Origin of the sequence: Psychrobacter sp. 16-MNA-CIBAN-0192, assembly GCF_040309565.1 — a bacterium.
Classification (GTDB): domain Bacteria; phylum Pseudomonadota; class Gammaproteobacteria; order Pseudomonadales; family Moraxellaceae; genus Psychrobacter.
In genome coordinates this window covers 76,219-101,078 of the sequence record NZ_JBEOOX010000006.1, presented here as the reverse complement: position 1 = coordinate 101,078, position 24,860 = coordinate 76,219, and the positions used below count along the sequence as shown (strand labels likewise).

General features: G+C 41.1%; 20 protein-coding genes and 1 tRNA gene. 4 read left to right on the top strand and 17 right to left on the bottom strand.

The genetic code is table 11. From position 1 onward, the window contains the following. Positions 1-160 precede the first annotated feature (160 nt). Entirely contained in the window at positions 161-826 is a 666-nt protein-coding gene (gene rnt, locus AAEY78_RS07320; RefSeq protein ID WP_352338606.1) for a ribonuclease T, read from the top strand. 474 nt (positions 827-1,300) lie between these two features. After that, positions 1,301-1,376 (top strand) — tRNA-Glu (locus tag AAEY78_RS07315). Positions 1,377-1,626: 250 nt separating this feature from the next. Here the strand turns inward: AAEY78_RS07315 and AAEY78_RS07310 are convergent. From AAEY78_RS07310 to AAEY78_RS07255, 12 genes are all read right to left on the bottom strand, one after another. Then, positions 1,627-2,253 carry a BLUF domain-containing protein gene (locus AAEY78_RS07310; RefSeq protein ID WP_352338569.1) on the bottom strand — a complete coding sequence of 209 codons (627 nt, stop codon included), beginning with the start codon at positions 2,251-2,253 and terminating at the stop codon, positions 1,627-1,629. 325 nt (positions 2,254-2,578) lie between these two features. Then, entirely contained in the window at positions 2,579-3,298 is a 720-nt protein-coding gene (gene ispD, locus AAEY78_RS07305) for a 2-C-methyl-D-erythritol 4-phosphate cytidylyltransferase (RefSeq protein WP_352338568.1), read from the bottom strand. A gap of 195 nt (positions 3,299-3,493) precedes the next feature. Further along, the gene (locus AAEY78_RS07300; protein WP_352338566.1) at positions 3,494-3,799 is read right to left on the bottom strand and encodes an FtsB family cell division protein; all 306 of its coding nucleotides are present in this window, start codon (positions 3,797-3,799) and stop codon (positions 3,494-3,496) included. Positions 3,800-4,022: 223 nt separating this feature from the next. Further along, positions 4,023-5,339: a phosphopyruvate hydratase gene (eno, locus tag AAEY78_RS07295; RefSeq protein WP_352338564.1), complete on the bottom strand. Its 1,317-nt coding sequence runs from the start codon at positions 5,337-5,339 to the stop codon at positions 4,023-4,025. A gap of 244 nt (positions 5,340-5,583) precedes the next feature. Continuing rightward, positions 5,584-7,962: a heavy metal translocating P-type ATPase gene (locus AAEY78_RS07290; protein WP_352338562.1), complete on the bottom strand. Its 2,379-nt coding sequence runs from the start codon at positions 7,960-7,962 to the stop codon at positions 5,584-5,586. A gap of 297 nt (positions 7,963-8,259) precedes the next feature. Continuing rightward, on the bottom strand, positions 8,260-8,484 hold the full coding sequence (locus tag AAEY78_RS07285; RefSeq protein ID WP_352338561.1) for a heavy-metal-associated domain-containing protein: 225 nt from the start codon (positions 8,482-8,484) through the stop codon (positions 8,260-8,262). Between the two features lie 53 nt (positions 8,485-8,537). Continuing rightward, positions 8,538-8,792, bottom strand: a complete 255-nt coding sequence (locus tag AAEY78_RS07280; RefSeq protein WP_352338559.1) for a heavy-metal-associated domain-containing protein — start codon at positions 8,790-8,792, stop codon at positions 8,538-8,540. A gap of 76 nt (positions 8,793-8,868) precedes the next feature. Continuing rightward, complete coding sequence (gene kdsA / locus AAEY78_RS07275) at positions 8,869-9,747, bottom strand: 3-deoxy-8-phosphooctulonate synthase (RefSeq protein ID WP_352338557.1); 879 nt, start codon at positions 9,745-9,747, stop codon at positions 8,869-8,871. A 209-nt stretch (positions 9,748-9,956) separates the two neighbouring features. Further along, positions 9,957-11,591 carry a CTP synthase gene (gene pyrG / locus AAEY78_RS07270; RefSeq protein ID WP_352338555.1) on the bottom strand — a complete coding sequence of 545 codons (1,635 nt, stop codon included), beginning with the start codon at positions 11,589-11,591 and terminating at the stop codon, positions 9,957-9,959. A gap of 276 nt (positions 11,592-11,867) precedes the next feature. Beyond that, a complete protein-coding gene (locus AAEY78_RS07265; protein ID WP_352338553.1) occupies positions 11,868-13,043 on the bottom strand; it encodes a porin in 1,176 nt (391 codons plus the stop codon). A gap of 449 nt (positions 13,044-13,492) precedes the next feature. Beyond that, a complete protein-coding gene (locus AAEY78_RS07260; protein ID WP_352338551.1) occupies positions 13,493-14,539 on the bottom strand; it encodes a porin in 1,047 nt (348 codons plus the stop codon). Positions 14,540-15,058: 519 nt separating this feature from the next. Continuing rightward, positions 15,059-17,257, bottom strand: coding sequence for a malate synthase G (locus AAEY78_RS07255; protein ID WP_352338549.1), 2,199 nt, complete (start codon positions 17,255-17,257; stop codon positions 15,059-15,061). 493 nt (positions 17,258-17,750) lie between these two features. Between AAEY78_RS07255 and AAEY78_RS07250 the strand changes: the two genes are divergently transcribed. Next, on the top strand, positions 17,751-18,464 hold the full coding sequence (locus AAEY78_RS07250; RefSeq protein WP_352338547.1) for a MiaE family protein: 714 nt from the start codon (positions 17,751-17,753) through the stop codon (positions 18,462-18,464). Between the two features lie 215 nt (positions 18,465-18,679). On the opposite strand, the gene AAEY78_RS07245 is transcribed toward AAEY78_RS07250, so the two are convergent. The 5 genes from AAEY78_RS07245 to mtgA all read right to left on the bottom strand — a co-directional run bounded on the left by AAEY78_RS07245 (position 18,680) and on the right by mtgA (position 23,910). Continuing rightward, positions 18,680-19,234, bottom strand: coding sequence for a hypothetical protein (locus AAEY78_RS07245; RefSeq protein ID WP_352338545.1), 555 nt, complete (start codon positions 19,232-19,234; stop codon positions 18,680-18,682). A gap of 143 nt (positions 19,235-19,377) precedes the next feature. Further along, complete coding sequence (locus tag AAEY78_RS07240; RefSeq protein ID WP_352338544.1) at positions 19,378-19,674, bottom strand: hypothetical protein; 297 nt, start codon at positions 19,672-19,674, stop codon at positions 19,378-19,380. Between the two features lie 62 nt (positions 19,675-19,736). After that, complete coding sequence (locus tag AAEY78_RS07235; RefSeq protein ID WP_352338543.1) at positions 19,737-19,934, bottom strand: hypothetical protein; 198 nt, start codon at positions 19,932-19,934, stop codon at positions 19,737-19,739. A gap of 407 nt (positions 19,935-20,341) precedes the next feature. Next, on the bottom strand, positions 20,342-22,495 hold the full coding sequence (ppk1, locus tag AAEY78_RS07230) for a polyphosphate kinase 1 (protein WP_502943706.1): 2,154 nt from the start codon (positions 22,493-22,495) through the stop codon (positions 20,342-20,344). A 737-nt stretch (positions 22,496-23,232) separates the two neighbouring features. Further along, positions 23,233-23,910, bottom strand: coding sequence for a monofunctional biosynthetic peptidoglycan transglycosylase (mtgA, locus tag AAEY78_RS07225; protein ID WP_352338541.1), 678 nt, complete (start codon positions 23,908-23,910; stop codon positions 23,233-23,235). 275 nt (positions 23,911-24,185) lie between these two features. On the opposite strand from mtgA, the gene AAEY78_RS07220 reads away from it, so the two are divergent. Further along, positions 24,186-24,542, top strand: a complete 357-nt coding sequence (locus AAEY78_RS07220) for a glutaredoxin family protein (protein ID WP_352338539.1) — start codon at positions 24,186-24,188, stop codon at positions 24,540-24,542. Positions 24,543-24,860 lie beyond the last annotated feature (318 nt).

Sequence of the window (24,860 nt, the reverse complement as noted above, 5' to 3'; positions counted from 1 at the left end):
AACTAATACTGATTTGCAGACTGATATTTCAGAATCTCACGTAGCCAATCGACAAGCCGACAGTACGTTGACGACGAGCGCTATTATGGACACTTATTCTAATGCTCCTGAAGATAAAACAGCAGAGACCTCCACAGAAATAGCAGTAGAAGCAGCACCAATGAGTCTTAAAGAACGCTTTCGTAAGTTCTTACCTGTAGTCGTCGATGTCGAAACGGCTGGCTTCAACGCAAATACTGACGCACTTCTAGAGATTGCTTGTATACCCATCTTATTAGATGAGCATGGCGTATTTTATCCGGGTAACGCGCTCAACGCTCATATCGAACCTTTTAAAGGTGCCAATTTAGAGCCAAGTGCCCTAGCTTTTACCGGTATCGACCCTAATAATCCGATGCGCAAAGCGATTGCTGAAGAAGAAAAAACCGCACTGCGACGTATATTTAAAGGTTTAAAAGAAGTCCGCAAGCAAGAAGACTGCCGTCAATGTGTGCTAATCGGTCACAATGCCCATTTTGACTTAAATTTTTTAAATGCAGCCGTCCTGCGCACCAATAGTAAAAGCCATAACCCATTTCATCAATTTTCTGTTTTTGACACCGTAACTTTATCCGCGCTAGCGTTTGGGCAAACCGTGCTTGCCCGCGCTTGTAAGGCGGCTGGTCTAGAATTTGACGGCAATAATGCTCACTCGGCGCTATATGATACGCAAAAAACAGCCGAGCTTTTTTGCCATATTCTCAATCATTACCCTATGATGCCGAACGCTTTACTGCTAGCCGCTGAAGCAAATGATAGTACAACTGCAGACCAGACAGCACAATAACGAAACAATAGCCCAATAGCTTTATCCTATGTTGCTTCTATACTAGATGAATACTGACTATTAATAACCAGTGTTAATAGTCAGTTCATTTTTATGGCTATCACAGTCAATGAATATAATCAATAACTAGGTAAGCTATTGGTAGCGATACCATAGTTGCTTACTCTGCAATGACAAGCAGCTTGTCAAGGAAGACGTTATTATGGAACCGCATCATATATTGTGGGGTACAATTTTTGGATATATGCTTCTTGCTCTAACCATTAGTGCATGTACGTCACTGTGGATTCGTCACCATCTAAAAAATAATGATTTGCACCCAAAGCGCGCGATTAAAAAGAAGTATTTGACGGCAAAAAGACGCCAAAGGCAATTAAATGCAAAAAGGCGCTAAAAAAAGGTTGACACCTTTCACGATTGCCATTAAAATGTGCACCACTTCAGCATAACAGTGAAAGCGTTGAAGTATCACTAGTCCCCATCGTCTAGTGGCCTAGGACACTGCCCTTTCACGGCGGTAACCGGGGTTCGAACCCCCGTGGGGACGCCATATATTAAAATATTATCATTGATGATATTTTCAAGACTCTCAAAGCCTTTTAGGTTTTGAGAGTTTTTTTATGTTTAGAGTATTTATACATTCTTGCTATATATGACCCTTTTTAACCCATCTCTTATAAACACAAATGAGCGATACCAACCCTTAACAAGTACTATCACTATGAATCATAAGATACAAAAAAAGCCAGCAACGTGCTGACTTTTAAATACTCTATATTATAAAGATAGTTCGCCACTAACTAAAATTTATCAGCGAGCATAAACCAGAGTAAAGCCAATACAATCAGCGTGCCAAGCACGGTCTGAATTAAAAAAAATGCCTGATGTTGACCGACTACTTTAGATAGCGTAACACCTAGCGCATTATATTTAATAGGTTGCATATCGACCTCTTCTTCTTTGAGTTGGCTATTATAATATTGCTGTAATGAGTTTAAAAACTTGCTGCTATCTTCGTCTTTCCATGTATATGGTTTAAAGGGCAATAAAGCAGTCAAGTTTGGATCTTTAAATAGCCATTGTTCAAGCACAATCGAGCGTAATGCCCAGTTTTGAAAACGACGTGCTTTTATTTCTGCAAACTCTAACATTTGCAAATCTTTATGCCGCTCATCCATTAATAACTGGTTTTTTAAGTTGGTTAATGCTTGTTCTGTGCCTTCAACATACTGAAAAAAGTAACCATTACCGTAACAAAGAATGCCAGTAATATCGTTTATTTTATTATTTTTGATGGACGTTTCGGCAATATTATTGAGCGTACTAGCGCCTGATAAGCCTGTAGAGGTGATACGGCTTATATAGATGAATTGGTAGAGATCTACCACTTCTGATGCAGTGATGTCAGTATCAGTAAAGGTTGACAACCAGCCTCTCCTTATTTAATGCCAACTTGAATCATCAAGTCGTCTGCTAACTATCAAAAAATAATAGCAATGCCATCAGTTACTAATTGGCTATGCACATTATCGTTGTATCTTACAATTATAATTATTGTATTAACTTAGTTACATCATAGGTTAGTTTAGTCAACATAGCAAACAATTACGATAAGACAACAATGCCTTTTGTAAACTAATGAAAGTGTTGATTACTTGCATCATTTATATGCTAAGAAAGGGAAAAAGATATCTATGAGGGCATTCTCTTATTTACAAGAGATGAGCTTATTATAAAAGTTGGATAATGGAGTTAGATATTAAGAATGGCAGCTAACATGGTTGCATCATCAGGGTATGTGAGCTTGATATTTTGACGGCTGCCAGTGACCAAGCGAATAGGCAGATTTAGGTATTCAAAAGCGCTGGCTTCATCAGTAATGGGTAGGTTATGAGTAGCAACGTATGCCAGAACCTTACGTAATTGACTGACACGAAAGACTTGCGGCGTTTGCGCTTGCCACATATGACTACGATCAACCGTTCGCTCAACATAAGAAGCAGTATCGTTTCCGTCTTTATCGATTCTAGGCTGAGAGCGCTTCAAGGTATCAGCTACGGGCGTCGCTAAAATTGCGCCGTACGTCTCCAGCATGGCTGCTGCTATTACTGCTTCAATATCATGGCAAGGTACTGCTGGTCGCGCCGCATCGTGAATAAGCACCAAATCAGCATCGTTCGCGCCTGTAGCAGTAATAGCCTCTAAACCTGCCAGCACGGATTGCCAACGTTCAGCGCCGCCCGTGGCATAGTGAATAGGCAAAGCAAAGTCTAACGCCTGCGCGATATCATCATCTGCTGCAATTACCAAGAGACATTGATCAATGTAAATGCTGTCTGCCAATCGAGCAACGCTATGCTGCAAAAGCGTTTGCCCTTGTATCACCACATATTGCTTAGCAATAGACGCACCAAAACGGCTACCACGACCGGCAGCTACAATCATTGCATGTACTTTAGGAGAAGTATTCATACATCTAGGTCATCGTTCAAAAGGATTATCAGTTATAAGAAAAATAATGCTTGAATGGCATAATTAATATTAATAATTGCGGAAGGGATATTAGTACGATAATAAAAAAGGGACGATAAACCCAATAGATATCAATCAAGAATATTAAATAAGAAGAGCTAAAAGCACTTTATACTTAATTTTACTGACTTGAACTTACTGACTTTGTAGGCTAGGCGCTGTAGACACTTGCACAAAAGTTTCGTTCGGCTTAATTAGCCCTAAGTCTAAACGTGCATGCTCTTCTACCGCTTCTAAACCATTCTTTAAATCATTGACGTCTGTACGCAATAAATCATTTTCAGCAAGCTGACTGCCGTTTAAGCGTTGCTGCGTATCAATTTCAGTCAGCAATTCATTGTGCGCAAAACGACCGTTTTCACCCCACCAATATTGGTACTGTAATCCTAATAGTACGACTATGGCTAAAGCAAATAACATAAGCTGACTAAAATATTTCATATCACAATGACGTCGCATACTAAAAAATAAAGATAAAAAAAGGTGATACTGACCCAGCTCACCCGACCTATATAAAACGAGCTTTATAGTATATTCTCATCATTAGAAAATATACGGTAAAGCAGTCTGTTTATCGAAAACTTATCATTAATTATATCTTAAGCCATCGCGTAACTATTACCCGATAGCTTAAGATTGTCTAAAACCCGACTAATAAAAGCGCTTAGCCACGTAGACCGATAAACTCTTCGCGTCCACGGTAACTGGCGCGCACTTGCTGTTCGATACGCAGCAATTGATTATATTTTGCAACGCGATCAGAGCGACATAGTGAGCCAGTTTTTATTTGACCAGCAGCCGTACCAACAGCTAAATCAGCAATAAACGTATCTTCAGTTTCGCCTGAACGATGCGAGATGACTGTTGCATAGCCATTCTTTTTCGCCAAATAAATGGCATCTAGGGTTTCTGACAGTGTGCCAATTTGGTTAAATTTAATCAAAATAGCATTGGCAATATGCTGATCAATACCTTGCTGTAAAATAGTTGGATTGGTCACAAATAAATCATCACCAACCAGCTGTACTTTATCACCAAGCTGCTGAGTCAAATATGCCCAACCTTCCCAATCTGATTCATCAAGACCGTCTTCAATAGAAATAATTGGATATTGACGAGCAAGACCGACTAAATAGTCTGAAAACCCTTGGCTATCAAAAGATTTGTTACCTTCACCTGCCAATACATATTTACCATCTTTATAGAACTCACTAGCGGCGCAATCTAGGGCTAAATGAATGTCTTCGCCAGCCTTATAGCCAACTTGTTCAATGGCTTGCATGATAACGGTAATGGCTTCTTCATTACTACGTAAGTTAGGGGCAAAGCCACCTTCATCACCGACCGCAGTATTCAGACCTTGTGATTTTAGTACTGATTTTAAGCTATGGAAAATCTCGGTTCCGGCACGAAGCGCTTCTGAAAAGCTGCTAAAACCAACCGGCTCAATCATAAATTCTTGGATATCAACGGTATTATCCGCATGCTCGCCACCATTGATAATGTTCATCATTGGTACAGGCATGGTGAGTGACGTCTGGTTACGCAAGTCAGCGATGTATTGATACAGTGGCAAACCTTGTGATTTTGAGGCAGCTTTTGCGGCAGCAAGCGAAACAGCTAATATAGCATTAGCACCAAGATTGTCTTTATTTTCGGTACCGTCAAGAGCAATCATGGCATCATCAAGACGCTGCTGTTCAGTAACATCGGTGTTCATCAATGCAGTGCGAATTTCGCTATTCACATTAGCAACTGCTTTTTTGACGCCTTTACCCATATAACGGGCTTGATCACCGTCACGTAACTCAAGTGCTTCACGTGAGCCAGTTGAGGCGCCACTAGGAGCGACTGCACGACCAATGGTGCCGTCAGCTAAAATAACATCGGCTTCGATCGTTGGGTTACCGCGCGAGTCTAAAATCTCACGGGCGCGAATGTCTTTAATTTGAGTGACGTTTGTGGTTTCTTCAGCGTACATAATGTCTGTTAATTCCTTTGGTCATGCCAGGTTTATGGGATAAAAAAGGGGCAGTAGCATAAAAACGTAATCAGCAATTCATGAGCAAAAATGTCTATTTATCCGAATGATATCGTCAATAATAAAGCAAATTCGTTTTATGATTATACTTGCTGACAATGTTTGGCATCATAGCATAAATTCACTAAAACATCGCCCATCTTCATCCACACTATGCTGCCTTTAATCAGCTATCAATCGCTGCTTATTTATGAGCATCAGATTCAGTCATTACTTCGGTCGTCGCTTCAGTCATCGCTTCAGCATCATGACCTTCAACTGCAGTGGTAAATTGGGTCAAGCGCAGGGCATTCATCAATACAGAGATGGAACTTAACGCCATTGCTGCTGCGGCAATCATTGGATTCAAAAAGCCAAACGCTGCCAGCGGAATACCCAGACAATTATAAATAAAGGCAAAAAATAGATTTTGTTTAATATTGCGTACCGTCGCTTGAGCGATTTTTTGTGCCGCATCAATATGCATGAGCGACTCGCCCATTAATCGCGCTGAAGCACTATGCTGAGCAATATCTGTCCCTTCAAACATGGCAAAACTGGCATCCGCTGTTGCCATCGCTGGGGCATCATTAACCCCATCACCTGCCATTGCCACTTTATGCCCTGCGGTTTGTAATTTGGCAATACGAGTGGCTTTATCACGTGGGCTCATGCTGCCATAAGCGGCTTGAATGCCCAACTGTGTAGCGATATGATCAACCACTGATTGCTTATCACCACTCATCAAAATCACATGCATGCCAGCGTCTTGTAGCGCTGCAATTGCTTGCGGCGTATCAGCTTTTAAATCATCAGCTAAGGCAAAAGCGCCTAGCGGCTCATCATTAATACTCACAGCCACGGTACTGGCAACTTTCCAGACTTTAGGCATTAATTTTGGTAAGGTTAAATTAGCAAATTCTGCTGAACCAACTTTTATCACCCCAAGACCATCAATCGTTGCTTGAATCCCAGCGCCCTGAATCACGCTGATATCCGTGACGGGTAATAACGATAACTTACGATAACTTGCTGCCTGCACCAAAGCAGTCGCTAAGGGATGACTGGCATGGACCTCGACACTGGCAGCCAGCTGTAGCACTTCATTAACGGCTATTGAGCCATCCACCATGACCTGATCGACAATGGTTGGTTTGCCAATGGTCAGCGTTCCTGTTTTGTCCAATACCACCGTATCAATATCACCGGCTGCCTCTAAGCTTTGCGCGTCTTTAAACCAAACGCCGTGCCGAGCTGCCACGCCCATACCTGCCATAATCGCTGCCGGCGTGGCTAAGCCAAGCGCGCATGGGCAAGCGATAACCAATACAGACACTGCATGCATTAATGCCGTATCTACCATGCCTGTGAACCACCACGTTAATGCAAAAGTTATCAAGGCAATCGTTACCACTACGGGCACAAATATCGCGGTAACTTTATCAGCCAGTCGCGCCAAATTGGCTTTGGAACCTTGGGCATCGCTAAGCGCTTGTACCATATCGCCAAGCTTGGTATCTCGACCTTTGGCACGAACTCGGTATAACAAGCTGCCATTATCAACCAACGCTCCTGCCAGCAGCTCACTGCCCTCTTCTTTTTTCAGCGGTATAGATTCGCCCGTCAGATGACTTTCTATACAGTAGCCCGAACCATCAATGACCATACCGTCTGTGGCAACGCGACTGCCTTGCTTAGCACGCAAAATATCACCCACTTGCACATCGCTCAGCGCCACATTATGAAAGTCTCCATTTGGCTGCTGCTGCTCTACCGTATCAGGGGTTAAAGACAAGAGTAAATCGATACTGTTTAAGCTGTGCTTTTTGGTACGCTCTTCTAAATATTTGCCCGTGCGCACAAAGGCAATGACCATTACTCCAGCTTCAAAATAAACTTCAGGACCATGATGCGCAGTATCTTGCAACATATTACCCATGCTGCTATCGCCATGCGCGAGCCAAATATAAGTTGAATATGCCCAAATAGTCACCGTGCCAAGGACAACCAGCACGTCCATATTAGCCAAACCACCTTTGATAGACGCCCATGCGCTTTTATAAAAAGGTAATGCCAAGCCAAACTGAACAATCGTTGCTAAGACAAACTGTATCCAAACCGGTGGCATCCACGCCATACCAAAACCTGTCAGCATGCCTGCCATGCCCACTAAAAACGGCAGCAAACATATCCATATGGCAATCAATCGCCAAGGCAAATTTTTACTAGGCGCTTCATTATTTTGCGCAAACAATTCGTCCGCTGCTTGCATATTCGCCACAAAACCAGTTTTATTGACCCAAGCAGTAATCTCGTCGGGCGTGGTTTGGGTTGGGTCATAATCAATGTTCGCTGTCTCCCCAGCGAAGTTAACGCTCGCCTCATACAGAGCAGGCTTTTTATGCAACACCTTTTCGATCCTCGATGCACACGCCTGACACGTCATACCTTCAATCGCCAATTGCAAATGCGCACGCTGCGGTTGCAATTGCGTCTGCGCCTGAATATTCGTCTTTACGGCATAAGGCTGATCGCTGATTTGGTCACTGCTTTGGTTGCTGTCAGTGCGGCTAGAATCATTCATAAATAAAACTCGTTATAGCAAAGTCGAAAAATAAAAATACATAGAGAGGCGCGGTATAGTGCGCTACCTTATGAAAAAATACATCAATTATCTGTCAAGATTAGGCTAAGGGCTCATTTTTCAAGTAAACCTAATCTTTTTAAGTCAATCTTCGTTAAAACGAGACCTATTATAGTAAAAACCTATCTTATAACGGATATTCACTTATAAAATCGCACAATAAGATAATGACTCTTGATTAAAATAAACCATTAAAAAACCAGCTTATATAGCTGGTTTTTTTAACGAAAATACAAATTACGCTTGCGCAATAGTGACATCAAAGCCAGCATCTTCAATCGCTGCAGCGATGGTTTCAGCATCAGTTTTGCTATCATCATAGCTAATAGCCGCTTGATTGTCCGCAAGCTCAATACTCATAGTCAATAGCCCATCAATATCAGCCGTTGCACTATAAATGCTGGCAACACAGCCACCGCAGGTCATACCATCAATGTTAAGAACTCGTGTTTGCTCTGTCATCATCATCTCCTCGTTACTAGTATTAGTTTATTATATGAATAATCAGTCAGTATTTAGCCATGATAATCGGGATTCTGTGGTGAATCAATTGGAAACGGCTGAGTCACATAATCTACCATACTAATGGCTGCTGTTAGCGCATGAATACTGGTATCGGTATCTTCATAGCGCACGATAGCAACATCATTTGCAGGGTCTAGCTCAATTGCAATGACCCCGGTAATGTTTTTGAGCGCAGTCATCACGCTCTCTAACCCTTCAGCATCATCGATATTTTCAATACTAACTTGTGCCAACTGAATTGCCATCCTAGTCTCCTTTGACGAGTATCAATATATGAGTACCAATATGTAAGTATCAACCCCTAATTCTCTGCGCTAACTTCTACTGCGTATCTAATATCTCAAAACCTTTTACCAAATCATCAATCTGCTTTATTTGCTGTAAAAAGGGTTCTAACTGGCTCATGCGTAATGCACAAGGTCCATCACATTTTGCTGTTTCAGGACTTGGATGTGCTTCTAAAAATAATCCTGCTAACCCTGTTGCCATGCCTGCACGTGCAAGGGTAGTAATCTGCTCGCGACGACCGCCAGCACTGTCACTACGCGCACCCGGTTGTTGCAAACTGTGCGTCACGTCAAAAAATACTGGCACATTCATCTGCTTCATGGTATCAAAACCTAGCATATCAACGACCAGATTATTATAACCAAAGGCGCTACCACGCTCGCATAAAATCAGCTTGTCATTACCCGCTTCAAGGCATTTATTCATGATATGGCGCATCTCATGTGGCGCTAAGAACTGGGCTTTTTTAATATTAATAATCGCGCCCGTCTTTGCCATTGCTTCTACCAAATCTGTCTGTCTCGATAAAAATGCTGGCAATTGAATAATATCGGCAACTTCAGCAACGGGTGCCGCTTGATACGGTTCATGAACGTCGGTAATAATTGGGACATTATATTTTTCTTTAATTTGTCCCAGCCAATCGATGCCTTTTTCTAAACCAGGACCGCGAAACGAGGTCAAACTTGAACGATTCGCTTTATCAAAGCTGGCTTTAAATACATAGCCGATACCTAAACGTTGGCAGATATCAATATATTGCTCAGCAATCTCAAATGCCAGTTCTTTTGATTCTAAGACATTCATACCGCCAAACAATACAAAAGGTTGGTCATTACCAATATTGATAGCACGCTCATTAATAGGTGTTTGCAGCTGAATATGTGACTGCACGGTGATTAAATTATCCATAAAGTATTGCCCTCTTTCTTATTATCAATTGTCTTCCGTATATTGTAACTGATAGCAGCCTAAAAAAAAGTGCCTCCACGTAACTAAGCGATAATCGAGATTCCATTTTTTAAATAATTTAAGATATGAACGATAAAAAAAGACCAATCCGAAGACTGGTCTTTTTATCGCAACGTAGCGTTTAGCTTTAAGCAGTCAATAGCTCAATATTACCTGCTGGCGCTATAATTTTTTGCCGCTTTAACAAAGCTATTAAATAAGGGATGACCGCCACGTGGCGAGCTGGTGAATTCCGGATGGAACTGAACCGCAACAAACCAAGGATGGTCAGCCAACTCGACCGCTTCCACTAAATGCTGCTTGGCTGAATAACCTGAGATGGTCATGCCTGCTTGTTCTAATGGCTCAATATAGCGATTGTTCATCTCATAACGATGGCGATGACGCTCAGTAATGTTGGTTGCGCCATAAATCTGCGCAAGTTTACTTCCGGCAACCAATTCGGCTTGCTGTGCGCCCAAACGCATGGTGCCGCCTAGATCAGAATCGTCACTACGGATTTGCAACTCACCGCGCTCATCTAACCATTCTGTAATCAAACCAATAATCGGCTCAGCGGTTTTACGGTCAAATTCAGATGAATTGGCATCGATATTGAGCACATTACGCGCGTATTCAATCACCGCCAGTTGCATACCCAGACAGATACCTAAATACGGAACTTTATTCTCACGGGCATAAGTTATGGCTTTCATTTTACCCATCGTGCCGCGCTCACCGAAACCACCGGGAACTAAGATAGCATCGGCATCATTCAAGCGTGCAAGCAAGCTATCATCATCTTCTAAACGCTCGGCATCGATATAATCAATCTTGACCGCCGCTTTGTGAGTAATACCCGCATGGAGCAAAGCTTCATTGATAGACTTGTAAGCATCAGGCAACTCAACGTATTTACCAACCATCGCTACAGTTACCGTAGATTCTGGATTCAGCTGGGCTTCAACCACTTTATCCCAATCACTTAAATCTGCTTCAGGTACATCAAGTCCGAAACGCTCACAGATCAAATCATCCAAATCTTGCTCATACAGTGTGCGTGGAATCTGATAAATACTTTTCGCATCTTCACACATGATGACCGCACGCTCTTCAACGTTGGTAAATAACGAGATTTTGCGGCGATTATCTGGAGAGATTTCATGCTCTGAGCGACAAATCAAAATATCTGGCTGTAGACCAATAGAACGCAGCTCTTTTACTGAATGTTGTGTCGGCTTGGTTTTGGTTTCACCGGCACTGGCAATATAAGGAACGAGGGTTAAATGCATGAGCATCGCTTTGTTGCGACCTAGCTCTACTTGCATTTGGCGTACCGCTTCCATGAACGGTAATGACTCGATGTCACCGACCGTACCGCCAATTTCAATAATTGCAACATCATAACCCACGCCACTGGCAATGATTTTGCTTTTAATCTCATCAGTAATATGCGGAATAACCTGCACCGTACCGCCCAAATATTCACCGCGGCGCTCTTTATTCAGCACGTTTTGATAAATGCGACCACTGGTAAAGTTATTACTCTTACTCATTTTTGAGTGGCGCAAAAAGCGCTCGTAATAGCCCAAATCTAAATCCGTCTCCGCGCCATCCTCAGTGACGAATACTTCACCGTGCTGAAATGGACTCATCGTACCCGGATCGACGTTGATATACGGATCCATTTTGGTCATGGTCACGCTCACACCACGGGCTTCAAGGATTGCAGCAAGAGAAGCGGCAGTAATACCTTTTCCTAGTGAGGACACTACCCCACCGGTCACAAATATAAACTTGGTCATAGCACTCTATCGGTAATTGGTAAAGAAGGATTTTACTAAAAATACGCCACAAAATATAGGGCAAAAGCACAAACTCTTTCAAACTCTTAGGTTTTAGTATTTACGTAAGCTGTCTTACCAAACATTTAAAAGGTAATCGCAAAAAACTCACCCTGAAGGATGAGTTTTTTCGTATCATTTCTATAATAATCGTTAAAAATGATAATTGAAATTAATGGACAAAATCATTCATCAAAATCATTCATCAAAATTAATCATTAATTTTTTAGTAATACATTAGAACTTATATTCTAAACCACCACCGACTGCAAACACATTAATATCAGAGCGAATGATGTCGTAACGTTCAAGTTTCTCTTTACCTTCGCCGTTAATTTTATTTACTTTGCCAACAGCGGCATAATCAGCTGAGTTTTGACCGACATAGGCATGACCAATGATATTTTTCTTAAACTTGTATTTACCGCCAAGCGCGATTTGATCCGAGTTAGAATCGCTAAAGCCGTTTAGATTGTCCGTTTTATTGTACTGAAGGTAGACAGAAGCAGGCTTAGCAAAACTGGTTAGTCCCATCTCGCCACTGACGACCAAACCTTTCTCTTTTTCAGAGCCTGCAAAGTCATAGTCTGCTTGTTGATACATCACACCCATCGTGACCGGTGCCGCGATGTACTTGCTCAAATCAGCACTAGCGGTAGCGCGAATAACATCACCGCCATAATTCATCTTATTTTTCTTTTTTGGATCCGTCAAATCCAGCATGGTAATATCGCCATTGGTGTCCATATCTTTACTATAGGCAAGACCAGCAGTAAAGCCAGTGCCTTTATCAAACATGAGTGACGCACCAAAGCCATTATTACTGTCATCAAAGCTCTCGTTTGCCGCATACTGTAGCGCAAGCTCTAACGGTAGCTCATTGTATTTAGGCGCAATCCAAACCACTGAGTTATTTTGACGAGAATCGTCCAGCATATTCAGCGCACGTAGCTCGTTTTCACTTTTTAGCTTACTATCGCCAAGATTATCCCAATAGCCTTCCGTCAATGTGACGTTATTCACATTACCAAGTACTGATGAGTTACGACCCACACGGAACTCGCCTAATTTCTTATTTGCTATACCTAAATAAGTATCACGACTTTTAAAGTCACTCTTATCGCCATCAACACTTAAACCATATTCTAATTTATAGATAATATCGGTATTGGCAGTCATTGCCTCTGAACCTTTAAGCCCCAAGCGTGAAGAATGAGAGTTAATCTCCACTGTATTTTCATCGTATTTATCGAGTGCCTCCACACGCTCATTGGCAGCAAGACGGTTATTCACATCAGCTTCAGAATTAATATAATCAGCAGTGACGAAAACTTTACCATAAAACTCTGGCTTAGCATGCGCAGCTGATATGGTTAAAGCAGCAATGGCTGAGGTTAATAGTAATTTTTTCATGGGCAGGTCTCAATGTTAATATGTTATTAAGGAGCTAACTTTAGCACTTGATTGTAGGCAAAAATATTATGAAAAGGCGTCCGATACTTGAGGGAATTGGGAAACGCAAGCTATCGGCTTTGATAAGCATTATTATGACAAATAACTATGACGTCTAGATGACATACTATCGATCAATGGTTGATTAAATATGAATCCTTATAAATGCACTTTATGAGCACATTCAAGATTACCAAACTCATACCTTATTGACAATTATAACAATTTCCATAACGTTTTTAAAATACTGTAACAAATTAATTTGATATCTCTACAGGGAGGCTAATATTAAGATTGATAAAAAGCCAAATTTTAAATGATTTTATTGCTATGAATTATTGAAGAAAATAAAAAACTCACCCCGAAGGATGAGTTTCTTAGTCAAATCTTAATATCTTTTTATATAGATATTAGAATTTGTATTCTAAACCAGTACCAACTACTAATACTTCTGCGTCGCCTACTACCATACCAGGAGCGCCTAATTCATAAGCTCGAACATTGTCAGCTTTATTCATACCAGCATAGGCATGAGCAATGATATTGTCTTTATAGAAATATTTGCCGCCAACAACGATTTGATCTGAATCAGAGTTATCAAAACCATTCAGGTTAGATGTATTGTTATACTGGGCATATACAGATGCTGGACGGGCAAAGTTAGTTAAAGGCATTTGCGCACTAACCACTAAGCCTTTTTCTTTTGACTGGCCGCCATCATAATCAGCTACTTGATATAGTGCACCGAGTTTTACTGGAGCTGAAATAAACTTACCTAAATCAACAGTAGCAGTACCACGGATAATATCGCCGATAATGTTTTGATCTTTATCATAAGCTAGACCTGCAGTGAAACCAGTACCTTGATCAAACAGAGCTGCTACACCAAAACCTGAGTTGTCATTACCATTGGCATCGTCAGAGCTGTACATTGCAGAAATTTCTAATGGTAAATTGTTATATTTAGGAGCAGTCCAAATGACTGAGCTTGAGATACGGTTACTATCAGCCATGTTTAATGCTGAAACAACTTCCTTCTCATTTTGAGTCTGACCTAGATTATCCCAATAACCTTCATTTACTACAACGTTATCAATACGAGCTAAGCTTGATTGGTTTTTACCAACACGGAATTCACCAAACTGCTTATTGTTTACACCAAGATACGTATCACGGTTTTTAAAACCATTACTATCACCGTCAACGCTTATACCATACTCTAAGCGATAAATAACATCAGTATTAGCAGATAGAGCTTCAGAGCCTTTTAGACCTAGGCGTGAAGAATGAGAGTTAATCTCTAGTGTATCTTCATCATACATATTGCCAGCAGGACCATCAAACTCAGCATTGACATAGTCAGCTGCTACGAAGGCTTTACCGTAGAATGTTGGGGCGGCTTGCGCTGCAGATACAGATAGAGCAGCAACTGCTGTAGCTAGAAGTAATTTTTTCATGGGGATATCTCCACTTTACAATGTTAGTAATGGGCGGACTTTAATTAGCCAACACCCATAATGGTATCGTCACAAATCCTCAAAGATATAATGTGTAACTGGCTACCGAAATCAGTCAGCAACAAGTGTGGCGAAGTGCTATTACCATAAGATGAAAAAACCTTTACTTACATAGTTTCCATTAATAATGTAACTATTGTGTAAACTTAAGTCCTTATCGCTCTAAAGTGTAACATCCGTTACCAAACTCATACTTCAACCACTAGGATAACAACTTTGACATAATTTGCAACACTTTTTTAGAGCTGTGGCGTCATATCCGTCCTAAAAATTGCACTTTTATCTTGTCAAAACCTACTTGCGAAATTAGAGAATGCGCAAGTAAAAGCTCAAAAAAACACCCCTACCCGCCGAAGCGAATAGTGGCTTTACCGCTGTTTCAAAACAGTCATTACTGGTTTATGATAGGTTAAAATGAATACGGTATAGGACCCATTTATATCTTATAAGTGCTTTATCTTATAAGCTGCCTTTTAGTGCGCGGCGGGCATGATGGAGTAACGGCTCAGTATAACCATTTGGCTGCTCGCGACCTTTAAAAACCAAATCACACGCCGCTTTAAAGGCAATAGAGTATTCAAAATCAGGTGCCATTGGCGTATAGTTTGAGTCATTGGCATTTTGCTCATCCACGACTTTTGCCATACGCTTCATCGTTTTCATAACTTGCTCTTTAGTAACGATGCCATGCAGTAACCAGTTGGTAATATGTTGACTTGAGATACGTAAGGTTGCCCGGTCTTCCATCAGCCCAACATTATTGAGATCGGGTACGGTTGAGCAGCCAATACCTTGGTCTACCCAGCGGACAACATAACCCAAAATACCCTGCGCATTATTCTCAATCTCGTTTTGTACTTCTTCTGCTGTCCAATCTGGGTCTTTAGCCAATGGAATGGTTAAGATATCGTCGATACTGGCACGTTTGCGAGATTTGATACGACTTTGCACTTCTGCGACATCGACCATATGATAATGAATACTGTGCAACGTTGCTCCCGTCGGCGATGGTACCCATGCTGTATTTGCACCAGCCTGTGGATGGGCAATTTTGACCTCCATCATCTCTTTCATATCATCAGGACGCGCCCACATGCCTTTACCAATCTGCGCATGACCTTGCAAACCTACCTCTAGTCCAATATCCACGTTCCATTGCTCATAAGCAGGTATCCACACTTGCTCTTTCATCTTAATTTTGCGTACAAAAGCGCCTGCGTTCATACTAGTGTGTATCTCATCACCGGTACGATCTAAAAAACCAGTATTGATAAAAATAACGCGCTCGCGAGCTTGGCGAATGGCTTCTTTTAGATTCACCGTCATGCGGCGTTCTTCATCCATAATACCCATTTTAATCGTATGACGAGGTAACCCTAGGACATCTTCAGAGGCATTAAATAAGTCATTCGCGAATTTAACCTCATCAGGGCTATGCATTTTTGGCTTAACAATATACATAGAGCCGGTAAGCGAATTTGGTCGCTCGGTTTTGCCTTTAATATCATTTAATGCCATAAGCGGCGTCATTAGCGCGTCCATGATGCCTTCAAAAATCTCTTCCTGCCCATCGCCTAAATCAACGAGAATAGATGGATTTTGCATCAGATGACCCACGTTGCGAATCTGCAATAGCGCGCGACCGCGCAAAACCAGCTTGTTACCCTCTGGAGTGATATATGCGCGGTCTGGATTTTGCGTTCGCGTTTGCACTTTGCCATTTTTCTCGAAACTTTCTGCCAATGTGCCATTCATAAGACCAAGCCAGTTGCGATAGACTTTAACCTTACCATCGGCATCAACAGCCGCGACAGAATCTTCGCAATCTTGAATCACGCTAATGGCGGACTCAAGTAAGACATCTTTAATAAATGCCGGATCATCTTTACCGATAGGATGATTGGCATCGATTTGAATCTCAACGTATAAGTTATTATTTTTTAATAATATACCGGTTGGGCGGTTTGTATCACCAACATAGCCAGCAAATTTGCTAGGGTCTTGTAGCGTGGTCGTGCTCTCGCCTTGAGTTAAGACAAGCTTACTGTCTATCACATCAAAATCAGTGACATCACTATATGAACCTGAAACTAAGGTGAAATGTTCATCTAAGAAGTTTTTTGCGTAGGCTACGACAGCGGCACCACGTTTTGGATTGTAAGAGCGCGTGGTCTCTTGACCATTATCTTCACTGATAACATCTGTACCATAAAGCGCATCGTATAAACTACCCCAACGCGCGTTAGTCGCATTAAGCGCATAACGAGCATTCTTTACCGGTACAACCAGTTGCGGTCCTGCAATATCGGTGATTTCTTTATCGACGATGCCAGTGCTGACTGAAAATGCCTCACCTTCTGGCAGCAAATAACCGATATCTTTTAAAAACTGCTTATAAACAGGATAATCAATCTCACCATTTTTGGCAGGATGATCTAGATGCCATTGATCTATTTTCGCTTGTAGTTCATCACGAGTTGCCAGTAACGCTTTATTGCGCGGAGTCAATTCCTTGACGACCTTCTCAAAACCCGTCCAATAACTCTCTGAATCGACGCCGACCGTTGGCAGCACTTCATTTTCAATAAAGTCATACATCAGAGGGTCGATAGCGAGAATGCCTTTTTGGATACGATTGGTGTGAGAAGCCTGGCTCATAGTGGTGTCCTTATCGGTTCGTGAAGGGTAATACGAGTGGTGTAACGATGCTTGATAAGCTGAGCTATTTTTAATACCTAATAATACTTAGTAACCATCAAGAAATAATTAGGTGATAATCAATAGTAAGACAAAACGTATCATAAATAAAATATATCCTACTATCAAATAATGAAATAAACAAGGAAAAGGCATTCACAAGATAAATAATGGGGTTTTATAATAATGATACTTTAGGAAGAGTATAGCTTTAGCAGTATAATGTTGGTTATCTTACAAGGTGACTACCGAGTAAAACTAAACTGTAAGTAATCATTACTGGGGTTATTTATAATTAAATATTATCCCTTATTATGTTTTTATCATTTTATTTAGAATTACCCTTGTAGCAACCACTGTTTACCAAAATAAAAAATAACAATTATAGAAATGACGATTGAATAGATTGACTTCACACCTCACCTGATAATTTTTAATATAGGCTTATAAGATTATGACTACCTGTCCGTCCATTGGTTCAGAACCAGTTTCAGAAATAGCTTTAGAAATCGAGTTGCAACCAGAAGATAGCGTAGATATCAGTCAGCTGCGTACGCCTATAAAAGTCGACCTCACGCCTATTTATAATTTTTTGGGCAGTAGAACGTCTCAAGGCTGGATTACTGCTGCCCTTAATAACGTGCCAATGATTCTTCAAGATCATGCCAATTGCGAAAAAAAGGCGGCAGGAACAGCGATGAATATGATGTTTCGCTATGAGTTTTCTTATGAGCTGCAAGCTAAGCTGGCACAGCTGGTTCGCGAAGAGATGCTGCATTATGAGCAAGTGCTTGGCATCATGAAGGAGCGTGGTCAAGCGTGGGTATATCTGAGCGCAGGACGTTATGCTAAAGGCATGCTAAAGCACAAGCGCACCCATGAGCCTGCTGCGATGATAGATGTGTTAATTATCGGTGCATTTATTGAAGCGCGCTCCTGTGAGCGTTTTTCTGCTTTGGCAGAAATGATTGATGATGCGCGTCTTGCAAAATACTATCGCTATTTATTGAAGTCTGAAAGCCGTCATTTTGAAGACTATCTGGCGTTAGCTCAATCCTTATCTGCGGAAAATATTGATGAGCGGGTGGCATTTTTTAAAGCCGTTGAAGCTGAATTAATCTCAAGTCCGGATACTGAATTGAGATTTCATAGTGGCGAACCTGTTTAGACGCAGTATTTAAAGCGACATTAACAGGCATCGCAAAAAAGCACGCTAGCGCTGATAAATTATATATCAGGGGTAGCGTGCTTTTTTTATAAAGCTATTTTTATAGAGCTATCAAGCATACCTTGTAGATATGAGCTTTATATCTGAAATAAGCTTAAGAATAACTCTTAATATAACGACTATTCTATATAACCGCTACTTTACTAAAAGAATAATTACTTTTCATCAGGATTGAGCACCCGAGTTTGCGCATTATCAATGGTGGCATAGCGGTTCATATCATTGATGCTTTCACTTTTCGGTACCTCACTACGGACACTATGTTCATTAATACCGTCATCAAAAGCGTTGCCTTCTTGATCACGACGATCAGGATAGCGCGCTAAGATATCACCCTCATCTATATGATCTTCAGGGATATGTCCTGAACCTACCACTGTTTCTTGGAAAGTAGCAGTATTTTTATGCTCATCAAGCGCGCGTTGGACTCTGTGGTCGCCATGATGGATAGACTCATCGTGAGGTACAGCGCTATCGTATTGTCCATGCAGATGTCCGTCATGCTCATGAATTACGTCATCAAAGATATGATCACTAGTATATAACGTACCTATCACCGTCTCTTGAAGTGTCTCAGTACCCTTGTGATGGAGATCGTCATGAATAAGTTCAGGAGTCACGTGATGATGTTCACCAGTATGTAGATGGTCTGTTTTATCTTTACCATCCACAATAAGTGTTTTGGTTAAAGCAGGATCTTTAGTTTGCATAATATCATCCTTAAGAGTAATGAAAGTAAAGACGCAATATTTTCAACAAAAACTTATACAGCATCATTAATATTTAGACATTTATATTTAAATATTGTTATTCAAATCAGTTTACAACTCAAAATATCAATTGCATTTCTTAATTATATTTGATTGCCTTTTTGGCTTAAATCATACGCATTTAACTCGCCTACATTCTTGCCACCATCCGGTAAATTTTCTTCTTTACGGGGGTCGACATAGATTTCATCAGTCTCTTGAGATTTTTGCTGAGGTCCATCAATATCTGGGTCATTCTTACGCCCTTCATAGCTATCTTTGGGGTTGTCAGGGGCAAGCGCTGCTGGATCTTTAACCGGTACGGCTTCTTCGTTATTCAATGTCTTTTCATTGATGATTGGTTGCACCGTTTGTGTTGTTTTATTTACTGGGGTAGTCATGACATATCCTTATGAATAATTTTTTATAGTGCCTTATTTACTGCTAATGAACTGTCTCGTTATCACGAGTTATCAGTGCGAACTTCTTCATCAATAAACGGCGTCTTTTGTTCTTCGGTTAATGCTACTGGCTCTTCAATGACTTTCTTATCTTGCCCACTATCCTGCAAGTTTTCTTCTATTTTCTTTACATTAATATTGTCAGCCGCTTGCTTAATATCTGAGGTATCGTTATTGCTAGTGCTATTAGTAGTGCTCATTAATCTGTTCCTTATTTCGATTGTTGTTATTATTAATCTTTATTGTCACTACTCTATTTGAACATCTTGTCTATTTGAATGTCTTAGTTTAAAAAAATTACTCTGTTAATCGTTACCTAACATAGATTATAGGGATATCGTTTCCCTCTACACTAGTGTACTCAGGTATCAATATGTGAGTATGTGTGAGGTTGAAACACAGTTTGTAATCAAAATTTATGGTTTTATTTGTAGGGAGAAATAATGAGAAACAAATTTTAGGCATAAAAAAACCAAGCCTAGATGATACTCCAAGCTTGGCTGATAAGTTATGAACACAGATTAATCGTAAAAAACAGTGAAGGCTTTTCTTATATTATTTTTAGTATTAACTGTTAGATATTTTACTATCTTGATGAGCGAATAGGTTATTCGCCCACTCGGTTAATGACTTTTAACAAATAGTCTTGAGCAATATGCACCGGCTCATTAACCGCTGGTTTATTTTGTTGCCAATCGCCTTTACCATCTAATGCCCATGATTGGGTATTGTCTTTTAGGTAGTTGAGCAAGCCATCATGATAAATTTGTTTAAACAAGCCTTTATCTTCAATCGGGAAGGCAACTTCGACGCGGTGAAACAGGTTACGATCCATGGCATCGGCACTGGCACAATACATGCGTTCATCACCATTATTATAAAAATAATACACGCGGGTATGTTCTAAAAAGCGTCCAATCACCGAGCGCACGGTAATATTTTCTGATAAACCTTTGACCTGCGGGCGCAAACAGCAGATAGAGCGCAAAATAAGCTCGACCTTAACGCCAGCTTGCGAGGCATCATACAGCTTGTCAATCAAGCGGCGCTCGGTGAGTGCATTGACTTTAAGGATAATATGAGCGTGCTTGCCAGCCTTGGCATGGGCAATTTCATCTTCAATAAAGCTGATGAGCTTATCATGCAAGGTAAATGGTGCATGCAGCAACTTTTTGAGATTGGCAGGTTTGCCCATTCCGGTCAGTTCTTGGAAGATTTTATGGACGTCTTCTGAGATATCCGTGTCAGCTGTGAATAAGCCATAGTCAGTATATACTTTTGCATTAGCGGCGTGATAGTTACCAGTGCCTAAATGGACGTAGCGGCGAATACGGTCGTCTTCACGGCGTACAATCAGCATCAATTTGGCATGGGTTTTATAGCCAACAATACCGTATACCACAACCGCGCCTGCTTCTTGTAAGAAGTTAGCAACGGCGAGGTTAGACGCTTCATCGAAGCGTGCACGTAGCTCAATCACAGCGGTAACTTCTTTACCATTACGCGCCGCTGCTGCTAGCGCTTTGACAATCTCAGAGTTGGTGCCAGAGCGGTAAAGGGTTTGTTTGATGGCTAAGACTTTAGGGTCATTTGCTGCTTGCCACAATAAGTTGACCACAGGCGTAAAGGAATCAAAAGGATGATGCACCAATACATCGCCTTTACGCATGGCTGCAAACATGCTGGTGGTTTTATCCAACTTATCAATATCACGGCGGAAGGCTTTTGGCACAATTCGCGTAAAGGGCTGATAACGCAAGTCTGGCAAATTAAAGTCAAACAATAGGCGCGTTAAGTTGACCGGTCCATTGACACGGTACAGCTGGTTATTATGCAGCTCAAACTCATTTAGTAGATAGTCACTAATCGGCGTTGGGCAATCGGTAGTCACCTCTAAACGCACTTTATCACCAAAACGACGGTTTTCAAGCTCGCCCTCAAGGGCTTTGGCAATATCATCAACATCATCGGCTAAATCTAAATCCGCATTACGGGTCAGTCTAAATTGATGACAACCCGTCACATTCATGCCGGGGAATAATTCACCGATATGCTCATGAATAATGGCTGAGAGCATAACGTGATGCTCTTTGCCGCCAGTCAACTCATCTGGCAGACGAATGACACGCGGTAAGCTGCGCGGCGCGGGTACGATTGCCAAATTAATATCACGACCAAAGGCGTCTTTGCCTTCTAGTGTGGCGATAAAGTTCAGGCTCTTATTCACCAGTCTTGGGAAAGGATGCGCAGGATCAATACTAATTGGCGTTAGTACTGGCGACACTTGCTCAATAAAATAGCGCTTCATCCATGCTGATTGCGCAGCATTCAGCTCGTCACGCTTAAGATAACGAATGTCTTGTTCTGCTAATGCCGGCAAAATATCTTCATTTAAGATACGGTACTGCTCTGCAATTGCCTTATGTGTAATCGCTGAGATTTCATCGAGCACCTCACTTGGGCGCATACCGTGCGGGGTGTCCGCAACGTTGCCTAAGCTTAACTTTTGCATGATACCAGCCACGCGAATCTCAAAAAACTCATCCATATTGGAGGAGAAGATAATCAAGAAAAACAGGCGCTCTAATAAAGGATGGCGCGGACTTGCTGCTTGCGCTAAAACACGCAGATGAAAGCCCAGTAATGACAAGTCACGATGAATATAACTGTTTGGAGAATAAGTGCCGTCTTCTAGGCGCTGCCATGCAATCTTGGTTAAATTATTTGCCGTCGCAATTTTATCTGTTGTCGTCAATGCCAATGATTTTGAAACAGCAGGTAGCGATATTTTTGAGCTAGGTTTTGACGAGATCGTGGTTAATGCCGTCGTCAATGCTGTGGTTGTGGTAGTCATTGCTGATTTGCTTGTGATGTTGGTTATAGGTGTGGTGCTGATTACAGGTTTAGCAGTCTTTTGCGGAGCAGACTTAGTAGCAGTACTAGGCGCTTTAGCTGATGATGCAGGTTTTTTCGTGGTCGTTCTGGGCTTTCTAACAGCTTTTGGTTTTGCTGGTGTGCTGGGAGCAGGTTGTTTCGTGGCTAGCGGTTTATCATCAATTTGAAGTGGCTTACTAATGCTAGGTACATCATTAGGTATATCGATGCTGGATTTTTCAATACTGCTTGTTTTATCAATCTCTGTATCAATGTTCTTAACGATATTCTTATCAATGTCGATTGCAATATTACTTACTGCTGTACTATTTTTATCGCTACCGTTGCTATTTTCTTCGGCTGGGCTACTCTTTATTTTACTATTTTCTAGCACGTTCTCTTTTATGTTCTGCTTATTTACTATATTGTCACTGCGATTATCGTTTACGCTGGTCATGCAACTACTCCCCTATTTATTGTAACGGTACTACCAAACTCGGCACTGGCAATCTTTTCAAAAAATTACTTTTATTCAATAGATTTTTAAGATTTTATCTATTTTAGACCTAACTGCCAGCTTTGTCGTTGATTAAATGAAAACAATTTTAATAAACCTGAGAGTGATTATGGTAATACCGCGTTGTTCATACGTCTTTTGATAATGCGTTGCTTATTCCGCAGACGTTTATCGCCCTTATTTTTGCCGTAATACTTTGGGTTGGGGAGCATGGCAATGAGTAACGCTGATTCATCGCGATTAAGTGTAGCAGCCGATTTATTAAAATAATGGTGTGCGGCGGCATCAATACCATAAATACCTTCGCCAAATTCTGCGACGTTTAAATACGCGGCTAAAATGCGCTGTTTGTCCCATAATGTTTCAATCATTACCGTAATGACCGCTTCTTCAACTTTACGCGTATAAGAGCGATGGGAGGTTAAAAATAGATTTTTTGCCAATTGCTGGGTGATGGTCGAGCCGCCTGCGGACGTACTACCAGATGCCTCATTTTTTTTACGTGCCGCTTCAATACCATCTAAATCAAAGCCATTATGTTGACTAAATTTAGAATCTTCGCTAACAATTGCTGCTTGCTTGGCGGACTTGGCTATCGCATCATAATCCGCCCACTGCTGGGTGACACTACCGCCTGTTATCCTATGACTTAGCATAAACATGCTGTTGTTAATCGGCTGCGTCTTCCACATCAATAGTAAGCCTGCGACCAACACATGAAAGGCGACTATCAGCAATAATGCTACCAATAACAGTCGTTTGAATAATTTGCCAATACTTGTCATGCGTGCAATATCCGAGTGGTTGAAGGCTAAGTCATGTAAAAATCAGCTAAAAGTAAGAAAGCACCGCTATTTATAACATGCTACTTATAATAGATAGCGGCATATGGGTTATAAGCGTCAACGGCAGGCTATCTTACCTAATCTTACAATCGCTGTCATTAATTGCCCGCTTTCTTTATGATAGCAAATAATCCCAATGCAGCTAATCCTAGCAACAAAAGCAATCCTAGTGATAACAGCTAAGAGCATTCCTAGACCACAGAACGAGTACCAATATGAGTCCAAATATAAGCTCAGACCTAAATGCAGATAAGAATAATAGACAGAATATCAAGTCGTTACGAGCAACAATTATCAATGCACTAGCTAATTGCGATACTGATAGCGTTGGCAATCATTACCAACATGACTGGCTATTGCTCGGCACGTCTGGCTGCCGTTTATGCGACCAAGCTGAAGAGATTTTACGACAATTGCAAGCTGTCTATCCTATCTCTTACCAACTGGTTGATATTGCCGATTTTGATGAGCCATTAATGATGACATTTGCCACGACCATTCCTGTGCTTATCACGCACAACCAACGTTTAAATTATCCGTTTTCAATCCTAGATTTGCAGCAGTTGGTTTAAGTATAAGGACTGCGATTTTTAGCGGGTTTTTAACCTATATCTAACAGGGTTATAAGATGCCACAGCGACCTTACGCAATTATGTGCACCTAAGAGACTATCCATCTGAGCGACTGTATAAATATGTGCACTTTTTCATTAATGACTGGTATATTTTTCAGACATTTGTTATGTTCAACTCTCAGGTGAATGACTTGACTCCGAGATAAAAGGCAGGATAAAAGGCAGGATAAAAGAGTAATTTTTTAGGAAGGATTTAACGATAAAGTTTATCTAATTATAAACGCTTATAAAAACAGGCACTTAGTAAGTCTTAATA